The sequence below is a fragment of the Serratia marcescens subsp. marcescens ATCC 13880 genome (assembly GCF_017299535.1).
In the GTDB taxonomy this organism is placed as follows: domain Bacteria; phylum Pseudomonadota; class Gammaproteobacteria; order Enterobacterales; family Enterobacteriaceae; genus Serratia; species Serratia marcescens.
Map to the genome: position 1 here is coordinate 5,084,626 of NZ_CP071238.1, position 13,216 is coordinate 5,097,841.

Annotated in this window: 13 protein-coding genes; all 13 read left to right on the forward strand. The window is 55.7% G+C overall.

The window, feature by feature from the left end:
* The first annotated feature begins 25 nt into the window (after window positions 1–25).
* A complete protein-coding gene (rsmG, locus tag J0F90_RS24265; protein ID WP_015379471.1) occupies window positions 26–646 on the forward strand; it encodes a 16S rRNA (guanine(527)-N(7))-methyltransferase RsmG in 621 nt (206 codons plus the stop codon).
* A gap of 639 nt (window positions 647–1,285) precedes the next feature.
* Window positions 1,286–1,669, forward strand: coding sequence for a F0F1 ATP synthase subunit I (gene atpI / locus J0F90_RS24270; RefSeq protein WP_004933796.1), 384 nt, complete (start codon window positions 1,286–1,288; stop codon window positions 1,667–1,669).
* Between the two features lie 22 nt (window positions 1,670–1,691).
* Entirely contained in the window at window positions 1,692–2,471 is a 780-nt protein-coding gene (atpB, locus tag J0F90_RS24275; protein WP_015376132.1) for a F0F1 ATP synthase subunit A, read from the forward strand.
* Window positions 2,472–2,520: 49 nt separating this feature from the next.
* Window positions 2,521–2,760, forward strand: a complete 240-nt coding sequence (gene atpE, locus J0F90_RS24280) for a F0F1 ATP synthase subunit C (RefSeq protein ID WP_004093904.1) — start codon at window positions 2,521–2,523, stop codon at window positions 2,758–2,760.
* A 57-nt stretch (window positions 2,761–2,817) separates the two neighbouring features.
* Window positions 2,818–3,288, forward strand: a complete 471-nt coding sequence (gene atpF, locus J0F90_RS24285; RefSeq protein WP_004933804.1) for a F0F1 ATP synthase subunit B — start codon at window positions 2,818–2,820, stop codon at window positions 3,286–3,288.
* 14 nt (window positions 3,289–3,302) lie between these two features.
* A complete protein-coding gene (gene atpH / locus J0F90_RS24290) occupies window positions 3,303–3,836 on the forward strand; it encodes a F0F1 ATP synthase subunit delta (protein WP_015376133.1) in 534 nt (177 codons plus the stop codon).
* Window positions 3,837–3,848: 12 nt separating this feature from the next.
* Window positions 3,849–5,390, forward strand: a complete 1,542-nt coding sequence (gene atpA / locus J0F90_RS24295) for a F0F1 ATP synthase subunit alpha (RefSeq protein ID WP_016929618.1) — start codon at window positions 3,849–3,851, stop codon at window positions 5,388–5,390.
* Between the two features lie 59 nt (window positions 5,391–5,449).
* Window positions 5,450–6,313, forward strand: a complete 864-nt coding sequence (gene atpG, locus J0F90_RS24300) for a F0F1 ATP synthase subunit gamma (RefSeq protein WP_004933811.1) — start codon at window positions 5,450–5,452, stop codon at window positions 6,311–6,313.
* A gap of 32 nt (window positions 6,314–6,345) precedes the next feature.
* Window positions 6,346–7,728: a F0F1 ATP synthase subunit beta gene (gene atpD / locus J0F90_RS24305; RefSeq protein WP_004933813.1), complete on the forward strand. Its 1,383-nt coding sequence runs from the start codon at window positions 6,346–6,348 to the stop codon at window positions 7,726–7,728.
* 20 nt (window positions 7,729–7,748) lie between these two features.
* Window positions 7,749–8,168: a F0F1 ATP synthase subunit epsilon gene (locus J0F90_RS24310; protein WP_004933814.1), complete on the forward strand. Its 420-nt coding sequence runs from the start codon at window positions 7,749–7,751 to the stop codon at window positions 8,166–8,168.
* Window positions 8,169–8,458: 290 nt separating this feature from the next.
* Window positions 8,459–9,832, forward strand: coding sequence for a bifunctional UDP-N-acetylglucosamine diphosphorylase/glucosamine-1-phosphate N-acetyltransferase GlmU (gene glmU, locus J0F90_RS24315; protein ID WP_033639107.1), 1,374 nt, complete (start codon window positions 8,459–8,461; stop codon window positions 9,830–9,832).
* A 149-nt stretch (window positions 9,833–9,981) separates the two neighbouring features.
* On the forward strand, window positions 9,982–11,811 hold the full coding sequence (gene glmS, locus J0F90_RS24320; protein ID WP_028128067.1) for a glutamine--fructose-6-phosphate transaminase (isomerizing): 1,830 nt from the start codon (window positions 9,982–9,984) through the stop codon (window positions 11,809–11,811).
* Between the two features lie 335 nt (window positions 11,812–12,146).
* Window positions 12,147–13,187 (forward strand): phosphate ABC transporter substrate-binding protein PstS, encoded by a 1,041-nt coding sequence (gene pstS, locus J0F90_RS24325; RefSeq protein WP_004933819.1) that lies wholly within the window; start codon window positions 12,147–12,149, stop codon window positions 13,185–13,187.
* Window positions 13,188–13,216 lie beyond the last annotated feature (29 nt).

Genomic DNA, 13,216 nt, shown 5'->3' on the forward strand with positions numbered 1-13,216 from the left:
TTCAGCGCCTGCCAGAGGATCCGTTGTGCAAAAAAAATTAGACTCGCTGCTCGCGGCAGCAGGCATTGAGCTGCCCGATCAGCAGAAACAGCAGCTGCTGGGCTATGTCGGCATGCTGGATAAGTGGAACAAGGCTTATAACCTCACGTCGGTGCGCGATCCGCAACAAATGCTGGTGCGCCACATCCTCGACAGCATTGTGGTCAATCCGCATCTGCAGGGCTCGCGTTTTATCGATGTCGGCACCGGCCCCGGTTTACCGGGCATTCCGCTGGCGATCGTGCGCCCGGACGCGCATTTCACGCTGCTCGACAGCCTGGGCAAGCGCGTGCGTTTTCTGCGTCAGGTGCAGCATGAGCTGGGCCTGAACAATATCGAGCCGGTGCAGAGCCGCGTCGAAGCGTTTCCGGCCGAGCCGCCGTTCGATGGCGTGATCAGCCGGGCATTCGCTTCGCTGCAGGATATGCTGTCCTGGTGCCATCACCTGCCGGCGAAAGGGCAGGGGCGTTTTTACGCGTTGAAAGGCGTGCGTCCGGATGAAGAACTGACGCAGCTGCCGGCTGGCGTTAGCCTGGAGTCCATCGTGCGGCTGCAGGTGCCTGAACTGGAAGGCGAACGTCATCTGGTGATTCTTAAGGCAAACTGAGTTTGCTTTTGATCAAACAAGCGTGAATTAAAGGTCGTACCCAGCAGAAAGGTAAGCAGGCTAATTAGTTGGTCGCTTTTTTTAGTTAATTTACTTTCTATTAACACAAAAAACGCGGCTAATTAGCGACAATAGAGTAATTGCATTTGGAAATAGTCACGTTAGCAATCATGTGCGAAAGATTGGCGTTTGCTGCTAATGTTAATTGGCTGTTGGAATATTGCCCCGCTGCTTGTCAATAAAAGGTTTTCATCGGGTATACGGATTGTTTTTGAACAGTTAACTGATAATGTTTTGATTTATATAATCTTTTGATCGCTCAAATTGCTAAAGACGGTTTGGTTGACCATCGGCTATAAATCAGGAAGGGACATTACTGTGATCGGCCTCGCGTTTCTAAACGCAACGCTGGAATAATCAGACAATTAAATGCGCCCTATTATTCCGACCGTTTTCTTGTGAAAATAGGCTGGAATAGGGAAATTTAAATAATTGTTCACCTTTTCGCTACTTATCGATTGAATTCGTTGGTATGCCCCGTATAATTTGCTCGTTTTTTGCTGCTTGACTCAGGACAGCAAAAACAGTTGTATACGTCACTCAGCATACCCCCTCTGGGGTACGGAGAGAACAAACGTCATGTCTGTGTCCCTTTACAGCGGGAAAGTCGCACGCAAACTGCTGTTTTTGCAGTTAATGACTTTTGTTCTGATCAGCGTTGCTTTCTGGCTGAAAAGCCCGGAATGGAGCGCTTCGGCGCTGGCAGGCGGTCTCGCCGCCTGGTTGCCGAGTGCAATGTTTATGCTGTTTGCCTTGCGCCATCAGGCGCAAACGCCGGCGCCCGGTAGGGTCGCCTGGTCGTTCGCCATCGGCGAGGGGCTAAAGGTCGTGATCACCATCGTTTTGCTGATCGTGGCGCTGGGGGTGTTCAAGGCGGAGTTTATACCGCTTGGCCTGACCTATTTAGCGGTGTTAGTGGTGCAGATAGTGGCACCGGCCGTGATTAACAGTTACCGAACTTAACTAAATAAGGGTAAGAGGCATCATGTCTGCAGGAGAAGTCTTGACTCCACAGGAGTATATCGGTCACCACCTGACGCAGCTTCAGGTCGGGACTGGGTTCTGGTCGATCAACATCGACTCGATGTTTTTCTCCGTCGTCCTCGGGGCGCTTTTCCTGGTGATCTTCCGCAAAGTGGCCAAAAACGCCACCAGCGGCGTGCCGGGTAAACTGCAAACCGCCGTGGAGCTGGTGGTCGGTTTCGTCGACAGCAGCGTGCGCGACATGTACCACGGCAAGAGCAAGGTGATTGCGCCGCTGGCGCTGACCGTGTTCGTCTGGGTGTTCCTGATGAACTTGATGGACCTGCTGCCCATCGACTTCCTGCCTTACGTTGGCGAACACATCCTCGGCCTGCCTGCGCTGCGCGTCGTGCCTACCGCCGATGTGAACGTCACGCTGTCGATGGCGCTGGGCGTGTTTATCCTGATTCTGTTCTATAGCATCAAAATGAAAGGCGTTGGCGGGTTTGTTAAAGAGTTGACCATGCAGCCGTTCAACCACCCTGTATTCATTCCTATCAACCTGATTCTTGAAGGTGTCAGCCTGCTGTCCAAACCTGTTTCACTGGGTCTGCGACTGTTCGGCAACATGTATGCGGGTGAGTTGATCTTCATCCTGATTGCCGGCCTGTTGCCGTGGTGGTCACAGTGGGTCCTGAGCTTGCCTTGGGCTATCTTCCACATCCTGATCATTACGCTTCAAGCCTTTATTTTCATGGTTCTGACGATCGTCTATCTGTCGATGGCGTCTGAAGAGCACTGATTTTCTTAAAACACTTGCACTTTTAAACTGAAACAAACTGGAGACTGTCATGGAAAACCTGAGTATGGATCTGCTGTACATGGCTGCCGCTGTGATGATGGGTTTAGCGGCAATCGGTGCTGCGATCGGTATCGGCATCCTGGGTGGTAAATTCTTGGAAGGCGCTGCTCGTCAGCCTGACCTGATTCCTCTGCTGCGTACACAGTTCTTTATCGTTATGGGTCTGGTCGACGCCATCCCGATGATCGCTGTAGGTCTGGGTCTGTACGTGATGTTCGCCGTCGCGTAAGTAGAGCAACCCTCTACGACGTAACCAAACTATTAACTTTTAAAGAGGCATTGTGCTGTGAATCTTAACGCAACAATCCTCGGCCAGGCCATCGCGTTCGTTCTGTTTGTCTGGTTCTGCATGAAGTACGTATGGCCGCCGATCATGGCTGCCATCGAGAAGCGTCAGAAAGAAATCGCTGACGGCCTCGCTTCTGCAGAGCGTGCCAAAAAAGATCTGGACTTAGCGCAAGCCAATGCGACCGACCAGCTGAAAACTGCCAAAGCAGAAGCTCAGGTGATCATCGAGCAAGCGAACAAACGCAAAGCTCAGATCATGGATGAAGCGAAAGCCGAAGCCGAGCAGGAACGTAACAAAATCGTGGCGCAGGCTCAGGCTGAGATCGAAGCCGAACGTAAGCGCGCTCGTGAAGAGTTGCGTAAGCAAGTCGCGATGCTGGCAATTGCCGGCGCCGAGAAGATCATCGAACGTTCCGTGGATGAAGCTGCTAACAGCGACATCGTTGATAAACTGGTCGCTGAACTGTAAGGAGGGAGGGGCTGATGTCTGAATTTGTAACTGTAGCTCGCCCCTACGCCAAAGCAGCTTTTGACTTTGCCGTTGAGCACCAAAGCGTAGAGCGCTGGCAGGACATGCTGGCGTTTGCGGCTGAAGTCACTCGCAATGAACAGATTTCTGAACTGCTGTCTGGCGCGGTTGCGCCAGAAACGCTGTCCAAGACGTTCATCGCGGTTTGTGGCGATCGGCTCGACGAACATGGCCAGAACTTTATCCGTGTAATGGCCGAAAATGGACGTTTACTGGTTCTTCCTGCCGTGCTGCAGCAGTTCATCGAACTGCGCGCCTCGCTGGAATCCACCGTCGAAGTCGAAGTGCTCTCTGCGAGCGCGCTGAACGACGAACAGCAGGCGAAAATCGCCGCTGCGATGGAAAAACGTCTGTCACGCAAAGTTAAGCTGAATTGCAAAATTGACAAGTCTGTACTGGCCGGCATCGTTGTTCGCGCCGGCGATATGGTGATTGATGGCAGCGTTCGCGGTCGTCTTGAACGCCTGACAGACGTCTTGCAGTCTTAAGGGGACTGGAGCATGCAACTGAATTCCACCGAAATCAGCGAACTGATCAAGCAGCGCATTGCTCAGTTCAATGTAGTGAGCGAAGCTCACAATGAAGGTACTATCGTTTCCGTCAGCGACGGGATCATCCGCGTACACGGCCTGGCCGAAGTTATGCAGGGCGAAATGATCGCGCTGCCTGGCAACCGTTACGCAATCGCATTGAACCTGGAGCGCGACTCCGTCGGTGCCGTGGTCATGGGTCCGTACGCGGATCTGGCCGAAGGCATGAAGGTTAAATGCACCGGCCGTATCCTGGAAGTTCCAGTCGGTCGTGGTCTGCTGGGCCGCGTAGTTAACACCCTGGGCGCGCCAATCGACGGCAAAGGCCCGATTGAGAACGACGGTTTCTCTCCGGTAGAAGCTATCGCGCCAGGCGTTATCGAGCGTCAGTCCGTTGATCAGCCGGTTCAAACTGGCTACAAATCCGTTGACGCCATGATTCCAATCGGCCGTGGCCAGCGTGAGCTGGTGATCGGTGACCGTCAGACCGGTAAAACCGCGTTGGCGATCGATGCGATCATCAACCAACGCGACTCCGGCATCAAATGCGTTTACGTGGCTATCGGCCAGAAAGCGTCCACCATCGCTAACGTGGTGCGCAAACTGGAAGAGCACGGCGCATTGGCCAACACCATCGTGGTGGTGGCGACCGCTTCCGAATCCGCCGCACTGCAATACCTGGCGCCATACGCCGGTTGCGCAATGGGCGAATACTTCCGTGACCGCGGTGAAGACGCGCTGATCGTGTACGATGACCTGTCCAAACAGGCCGTTGCTTACCGCCAGATTTCCCTGCTGCTTCGTCGTCCGCCAGGTCGTGAAGCTTACCCAGGCGACGTATTCTACCTGCACTCCCGCTTGCTGGAGCGCGCAGCGCGCGTCAACGCCGAATACGTTGAAGCCTTCACCAAAGGTGAAGTTAAAGGCCAAACCGGTTCACTGACCGCTCTGCCGATCATTGAAACCCAGGCGGGTGACGTTTCCGCGTTCGTTCCGACCAACGTAATCTCGATTACCGATGGTCAGATCTTCCTGGAATCCAACCTGTTCAACTCCGGTATTCGTCCGGCAGTTAACCCGGGTATCTCCGTATCCCGTGTTGGTGGCGCCGCGCAGACCAAGATCATGAAGAAACTGTCCGGCGGTATCCGTACCGCGCTGGCGCAGTATCGTGAATTGGCTGCGTTCTCCCAGTTCGCCTCCGATCTGGACGACGCGACCCGCAAACAGCTGAGCCACGGTCAGAAAGTGACCGAGCTGCTGAAACAGAAACAGTATGCGCCGATGTCGGTTGCACAACAGTCTCTGGTGCTGTTTGCCGCAGAACGCGGTTACCTGAACGACGTCGAAGTCGCCAAAGTGGTGAGCTTCGAAGCCGCGCTGGTAGCCTATGCGGACCGCGAGCACGCCGAACTGCTGAACCACATCAACCAAACTGGCAACTTCAACGATGAGATCGAGGGCAAGTTGAAAGACGTCCTCGAGACCTTCAAGAAAACCCAGTCCTGGTAACGCCGAACGGTCCTGCTGTTGAAAGACAGCAGGCCGTCTGGCACTGAGGAGAAGCAGAGATGGCCGGCGCAAAAGAGATACGTAGTAAGATCGCTAGCGTGCAAAACACGCAAAAGATCACTAAAGCGATGGAAATGGTCGCCGCCTCCAAAATGCGTAAATCGCAGGATCGCATGGCGGCCAGCCGTCCTTATGCAGAGACCATGCGCAAAGTGATTGGTCACCTTGCGTTAGGGAATCTGGAGTACAAGCACCCGTACCTGGATGAGCGTGACGTTAAGCGCGTCGGGTATCTGGTGGTGTCTACTGACCGTGGTCTCTGCGGCGGCTTGAACATCAACCTGTTCAAAAAGCTGCTGGCGGAGATGAAAGCCTGGTCCGAAAAAGGCGTCGAAACCGACTTGGCGCTGATTGGCTCTAAAGCGGCCTCTTTCTTTGGTTCCGTGGGCGGCAACGTGGTTGCCCAGGTGACCGGCATGGGGGACAAACCTTCCCTGTCGGATCTGATCGGGCCGGTGAAAGTGATGCTGCAGGCCTACGACGAAGGTCGTTTGGACAAGCTGTACATTGTCAGCAACAAATTTGTTAATACGATGTCCCAAGAGCCGCAAGTGCTTCAGCTGCTGCCGTTACCGCCAGCCGATGACGAAGAGCTGAAGAAAACGCCTTGGGATTACCTGTATGAACCCGATCCAAAAGTGCTGCTTGATACCTTGCTGCGCCGCTATGTGGAGTCGCAGGTTTATCAGGGCGTCGTGGAAAACCTGGCCAGCGAGCAGGCCGCACGAATGGTCGCGATGAAAGCCGCAACCGATAACGGCGGTAGCCTGATCAAAGAGCTGCAGTTGGTATACAACAAGGCGCGTCAGGCCAGCATCACTCAGGAACTCACCGAGATCGTTTCGGGAGCCTCCGCGGTTTAAGCTAGGTTTACGAATTACGTAGAGGATTCAAGATGGCTACTGGAAAGATTATCCAGGTAATCGGCGCCGTGGTGGACGTCGAGTTCCCTCAGGATGCCGTACCGAAAGTGTACGACGCCCTTGAGGTAGAAAACGGCACCGAAAAACTGGTGTTGGAAGTTCAGCAACAGCTGGGCGGTGGCGTGGTTCGCTGTATCGCAATGGGGACCTCCGACGGTCTGCGTCGCGGTCTGAAAGTGAACAACCTGGACCACCCGATTGAAGTGCCGGTGGGTAAAGCTACCCTGGGTCGTATCATGAACGTATTGGGTCAACCGATCGACATGAAAGGCGACATCGGCGAAGAAGAGCGTTGGGCGATTCACCGCGCGGCGCCAAGCTACGAAGAGCTGTCAAGCTCTCAGGAACTGCTGGAAACCGGTATCAAGGTAATGGACCTGATTTGTCCGTTCGCCAAGGGCGGTAAAGTCGGTCTGTTCGGCGGTGCGGGCGTAGGTAAAACCGTAAACATGATGGAGCTGATCCGTAACATCGCGATCGAGCACTCCGGTTATTCCGTGTTTGCGGGCGTGGGCGAGCGTACTCGTGAGGGTAACGACTTCTACCACGAAATGACCGACTCCAACGTTCTGGACAAAGTATCCCTGGTTTACGGCCAGATGAACGAGCCACCAGGTAACCGTCTGCGCGTTGCGCTGACCGGTCTGACCATGGCGGAGAAATTCCGTGACGAAGGCCGTGACGTTCTGCTGTTCGTTGACAACATCTACCGTTACACCCTGGCCGGTACCGAAGTGTCCGCACTTCTGGGCCGTATGCCATCCGCGGTAGGTTATCAGCCAACGCTGGCGGAAGAGATGGGCGTTCTGCAAGAACGTATCACCTCGACCAAGACCGGTTCCATCACTTCCGTACAGGCCGTTTACGTTCCTGCGGATGACTTGACTGACCCGTCTCCAGCCACCACCTTTGCGCACTTGGACGCAACCGTGGTACTGAGCCGTAACATCGCTTCTCTGGGTATCTACCCGGCCGTTGACCCGCTGGATTCCACCAGCCGTCAGCTGGATCCGCTGGTCGTTGGCCAGGAGCACTACGACGTAGCGCGTGGCGTGCAGTCCATTCTGCAACGCTACCAGGAACTGAAAGATATCATCGCGATCCTGGGTATGGACGAGCTGTCTGAAGAAGACAAGCTGGTCGTATCCCGTGCGCGTAAGATCCAACGCTTCCTGTCTCAGCCGTTCTTCGTGGCAGAAGTCTTCACCGGTTCTCCGGGCAAGTTCGTATCGCTGAAAGACACCATCCGTGGTTTCAAAGGCATTATGGACGGCGACTATGACCACCTGCCGGAGCAGGCGTTCTACATGGTTGGCACCATTGAAGAAGCAGTGGAAAAAGCCAAGAAACTGTAACGCCTTGAGAGGAGGGTGATATGGCTATGACTTACCATCTGGATGTAGTCAGCGCGGAAAAACAGATGTTTTCCGGCCTGGTGCAGAAGATCCAGGTGACAGGCAGCGAAGGTGAACTGGGGATCTTCCCTGGCCATGCGCCGCTGCTGACTGCCATCAAGCCTGGCATGGTGCGTATTGTTAAGCAGCACGGTGAAGAAGAGTTCATCTACCTGTCCGGCGGCATCCTCGAGGTGCAGCCGAGCGTGGTTACCGTGCTGGCGGACACTGCTATCCGTGGTACTGACCTCGACGAAGCGAGAGCGTTGGAAGCTAAGCGTAAAGCTGAAGAACACATTCGCAGCTCTCATGGCGATGTCGACTATGCTCAGGCATCCGCTGAACTGGCGAAAGCGATCGCAAAACTGCGCGTTATCGAGCTCACCAGAAAAGCGATGTAATGTTTGGGTGCCCTGCACCCAACTTTAAGAAAGCGGCCTATAGGGTCGCTTTTTTTTTACTTTAAAATAAGCATTTCAGCCCGGCGTACAGAGTGGTGTATAACCCCTGATATCGGGAAAGAAACGTCGCCGATCGCCGACAGTTTTTTCGTCCCGGCGTCGAATTGGCCGCGATAGCGGCAGGCCAAGGCCCGCGCGGCCTGCGCCGGGTTCGTGCAGAGAAATATGTAGTAATATCGCCGCTAAACGGTTTTACTTTCGTCTATCAAAATGGAGTTATCAGGTTGCTTATGTCGAACAGCGCAATGAGCGTGGTTATCCTCGCCGCGGGCAAGGGAACACGCATGTATTCCGATCTTCCCAAGGTCTTACATCCGTTGGCCGGCAAGCCGATGGTGCAACACGTCATTGATGCCGCGATGAAACTGGGCGCGCAACATGTACACCTGGTATACGGCCACGGCGGCGATCTGCTGAAAAGCACGCTGACCGAGGGCGCGCTGAACTGGGTGCTGCAGGCCGAGCAACTGGGCACTGGCCATGCGATGCAGCAGGCGGCGCCGCATTTTGCCGACGATGAAGACGTATTGATGCTGTATGGCGACGTGCCGTTGATCTCCGTGGATACGCTGCAGCGCCTGTTGGCGGCCAAGCCGCAGGGCGGCATTGGCCTGCTGACGGTCAAGCTGGACGACCCGAGCGGCTATGGCCGCATCGTGCGCGAGCAGGGTGACGTGGTGGGCATCGTCGAACACAAGGACGCCAGCGAAGCGCAGCGTCAGATCAATGAGATCAATACCGGCATCCTGGTGGCGAATGGGCGCGATCTGAAGCGCTGGCTGGGGATGTTGAATAACGATAACGCACAGGGTGAGTTTTACATCACCGATATCATTGCGTTGGCGCATGCCGACGGCAAGAAAATCGAAGCCGTGCACCCATCGCGTTTGAGCGAAGTGGAAGGCGTGAACAACCGTCTGCAGCTGGCGACCCTGGAGCGCGTGTTCCAGTCGGAACAGTCTGAAAAGCTGCTGCTGGCCGGCGTAATGCTGTTGGATCCGGCGCGTTTCGACCTGCGTGGTGAACTTGTTCACGGCCGCGACATCACTATTGATGTGAATGTGATTATCGAAGGTCACGTCAAGCTGGGCGACCGGGTGAAAATCGGCGCCGGCTGCGTGCTAAAAAACTGCGTGATCGGTGATGACTGCGAGATCAGCCCTTACAGCGTACTGGAAGACAGCGTGCTGGAAGCAGACTGCACGGTGGGGCCGTTCGCCCGCTTGCGCCCAGGCGCGGAGCTGGCGGCAGGGGCTCACGTCGGCAACTTCGTGGAAATGAAAAAGGCGCGCCTGGGCAAAGGCTCCAAGGCCGGTCACCTCAGCTACCTGGGCGATGCTGAAATCGGCGATGACGTGAATATCGGCGCCGGCACCATCACCTGCAACTACGATGGCGCCAACAAGCACAAGACGCTGATCGGCGATGGCGTGTTCGTCGGTTCCGATACTCAGCTGGTGGCGCCGGTGTCGGTCGGTAAAGGCTCCACCATTGCCGCCGGCACCACGGTGACGCGAGATATCGCCGAAAACGAACTGGTCCTGAGCCGCGTCAAGCAGGTGCACATTCAGGGCTGGCAGCGCCCGGTGAAGAAGAAGCCATAGTGTGTTTTGCGTTGGGCTCTATTCACGAGCCCAATACAAAACATAATAACCCCACCATCTACAGGCTCGGGGACGCACGGTAAAACCGGCAAAAATCAGGTCAAGGCATCGAAAACGTCCACGAAGGACGTTCATTAGGAATACAACTGATGTGTGGAATTGTAGGCGCAGTAGCGCAACGTGATATCGCAGAAATTCTGTTGGAAGGTTTACGCCGTCTCGAGTACCGCGGTTATGACTCCGCCGGTCTGGCGGTGGTCGATGAAAAAGGTAACGTCAGTCGCCTGCGTCGCGTTGGCAAGGTACAAAAGCTGGCCGAAGCGGCGGAACAAACCGATCTGCACGGCGGTACCGGCATCGCTCACACCCGTTGGGCTACGCACGGTGAACCGACCGAAGCGAACGCGCACCCGCATGTTTCCGACTACATTACCGTGGTGCATAACGGCATCATCGAAAACCACGAGCCGCTGCGCGAACTGCTGATTGAACGCGGTTACCGTTTCAGCTCTGAAACCGATACCGAAGTGATTGCGCACCTGGTGCACTGGGAACAACTGCAAGGCGGTACGCTGCTGGAAGTGGTTCAGCGCGTGATCCCGCAGCTGCGCGGCGCTTATGGCACCGTGGTGATGGACAGCCGCGATCCGAGCGTGCTGGTCGCGGCGCGTTCCGGCAGCCCGCTGGTTATCGGCCGCGGCGTTGGGGAAAACTTCATCGCTTCCGATCAGCTGGCGCTGCTGCCGGTCACCCGCCGCTTCATCTTCCTGGAAGAGGGTGACGTGGTGGAAGTGACTCGCCGCACCGTCAACATTTTCGACAAACAGGGCAACGCCATCGAGCGCCCTGAGATCGAATCCCAGGTGCAGTATGACGCCGGCGACAAGGGCGCTTACCGCCACTACATGCAAAAAGAGATTTACGAACAGCCGCTGGCGCTGAAAAACACTCTGGAAGGGCGTTTCAGTCATGGCCAAATCAACCTGAGTGAGCTGGGGCCGCACGCCGACGAGCTGCTCGCCAAGGTGCAGCACGTGCAGATTATCGCCTGTGGCACTTCTTACCACTCCGGTATGGTGGCGCGTTACTGGTTCGAAGCGCTGGCCGGTGTGCCGTGCGATGTCGAGATCGCGTCCGAATTCCGTTACCGCAAATCGGCGGTGCGTCCGGGCAGCCTGATCATCACTCTGTCGCAGTCCGGCGAAACCGCCGACACTCTGGCGGCGCTGCGCCTGTCCAAGGAGCTGGGTTATCTCGGTTCGCTGGCCGTTTGTAACGTTGCCGGCTCTTCGCTGGTGCGTGAATCCGATCTGGCGTTGATGACCAAAGCGGGCACGGAAATCGGCGTAGCCTCGACCAAAGCCTTCACCACGCAGCTCACCGTGCTGTTGATGCTGGTGGCGCGCCTGGGCCGTCTGAAAGGCATGGCGGAAAGCGTGGAGCACGAGATCGTGCATGGTCTGCAGGCGTTGCCGGCGCGTATCGAGCAGATGCTGTCGATGGATAAAGAGATCGAAGCGCTGGCGGAAGGCTTCTCCGACAAGCACCATGCGCTGTTCCTCGGCCGTGGCGATCAGTATCCGATCGCCATGGAAGGGGCGCTGAAGCTGAAAGAGATCTCCTATATTCACGCCGAAGCTTATGCGGCGGGCGAGTTGAAACACGGCCCGCTGGCGCTGATCGACGCCGATATGCCGGTGATTGTGGTGGCGCCGAACAACGAACTGCTGGAAAAGCTGAAGTCCAACATTGAAGAAGTGCGCGCGCGCGGCGGCCAGCTGTACGTGTTCGCCGATCAGGACGCCGGCTTCGTCAGCAGCGAAGGCATGACCATCATTCCTCTGCCGCACGTCGAGGAAATCGTCGCGCCGATCTTCTACACCGTGCCGTTGCAGCTGCTGTCTTACCATGTGGCGCTAATCAAAGGCACCGACGTTGACCAGCCGCGCAACCTGGCGAAGTCTGTCACCGTAGAGTAATTTGCCGCAGGTAAACTGCAAAAGCCGGCCTTAGCGCCGGCTTTTTTCATGAGTGACCTTAAAGATGACAGCGCTGCCGTTTCGGTGATAAACGTTGTCATATTCAAGCGGATAGGCCGCGCCAAGCCGGTTTTTTATTGCTTGGGAAATGTGCTGTTTCACGGCTAACCTTATGATTTAAATACAAACAAACACTCATTAAATGCACTGTAATATAACTGTCATATTGCGTACATTTTTCTGTCACCAAACTGTCCTATTTTCCCTCCTGCAGCAATACTTACTCTGATTAAAACGACTCGAAGTCGATTTTAAGTATCCCATTAGGAGGGATTATGAAACTGATGCGTACCACCGTCGCCAGTATTGTGGCAGCGACCTTCTCCCTGACCGCCGTGTCCGCGTTCGCTGCTGCCAGCCTGACCGGTGCAGGTGCGACATTCCCCGCTCCGGTTTACGCCAAGTGGGCAGATTCTTATCAGAAAGAAACCGGCAACAAAGTTAACTATCAGGGCATCGGCTCCTCTGGCGGCGTAAAGCAAATCGTGGCCAACACCGTTGACTTTGGCGCTTCCGACGCCCCGCTGTCTGACGACAAGCTGGCGGCCGACGGCCTGTTCCAGTTCCCGACCGTGATCGGCGGCGTGGTGCTGGCGGTGAATATTCCGGGCATCAAATCCGGCGAACTGACGCTGGACGGCAAAACCCTGGGCGATATCTACCTGGGCAACGTCAAAAAGTGGAACGATCCGGCTATCACCAAGCTGAACCCAGGCGTGAAACTGCCTGACCAAAACATCGCCGTAGTGCGCCGCGCCGACGGTTCCGGCACTTCGTTCGTGTTCACCAGCTACCTGTCCAAAGCCAATGCGCAGTGGAAAGAAAAGATTGGCGCCGGTTCTACCGTTAACTGGCCGACCGGTCTGGGCGGTAAAGGCAACGACGGCATCGCCGCCTTCGTTCAGCGTCTGCCAGGCTCTATCGGCTACGTAGAATACGCTTACGCCAAGCAGAACAACCTGGCTTACACCAAGCTGGTGTCCGCCGACGGCAAACCGGTCAGCCCGACCGAAGAGAGCTTCAGCAACGCCGCCAAGGGTGCGGATTGGAGCAAAACCTTTGCTCAGGATCTGACTGACCAGAAAGGCGACAACGTGTGGCCAATCACCTCCACCACCTTCATCCTGGTGCACAAAGAGCAGAAAAACCCTGCTCAGGGCGCCGAAGTGCTGAAGTTCTTCGACTGGGCCTACAAAACCGGTGCAAAACAAGCTAACGAGCTGGATTACGCCACCCTGCCGGCAGAAGTGGTTGAGCAGGTGCGTGCGGCCTGGAAAACCAACGTAAAAGACAGTTCAGGTAAAGCGCTGTACTAACAACGCAGGGGCGCGGGTTCGCCGCGCCC

Coding starts and splice junctions, on each gene's coding strand:
- atpI (WP_004933796.1), top strand. CDS start 1,286: ATGTCTGTGTCCCTTTACAGCGGGAAAGTCGCACGCAAACTGCTGTTT.
- atpB (WP_015376132.1), top strand. CDS start 1,692: ATGTCTGCAGGAGAAGTCTTGACTCCACAGGAGTATATCGGTCACCAC.
- atpE (WP_004093904.1), top strand. CDS start 2,521: ATGGAAAACCTGAGTATGGATCTGCTGTACATGGCTGCCGCTGTGATG.
- atpH (WP_015376133.1), top strand. CDS start 3,303: ATGTCTGAATTTGTAACTGTAGCTCGCCCCTACGCCAAAGCAGCTTTT.
- atpA (WP_016929618.1), top strand. CDS start 3,849: ATGCAACTGAATTCCACCGAAATCAGCGAACTGATCAAGCAGCGCATT.
- atpG (WP_004933811.1), top strand. CDS start 5,450: ATGGCCGGCGCAAAAGAGATACGTAGTAAGATCGCTAGCGTGCAAAAC.
- atpD (WP_004933813.1), top strand. CDS start 6,346: ATGGCTACTGGAAAGATTATCCAGGTAATCGGCGCCGTGGTGGACGTC.
- J0F90_RS24310 (WP_004933814.1), top strand. CDS start 7,749: ATGGCTATGACTTACCATCTGGATGTAGTCAGCGCGGAAAAACAGATG.
- glmU (WP_033639107.1), top strand. CDS start 8,459: ATGTCGAACAGCGCAATGAGCGTGGTTATCCTCGCCGCGGGCAAGGGA.
- glmS (WP_028128067.1), top strand. CDS start 9,982: ATGTGTGGAATTGTAGGCGCAGTAGCGCAACGTGATATCGCAGAAATT.
- pstS (WP_004933819.1), top strand. CDS start 12,147: ATGAAACTGATGCGTACCACCGTCGCCAGTATTGTGGCAGCGACCTTC.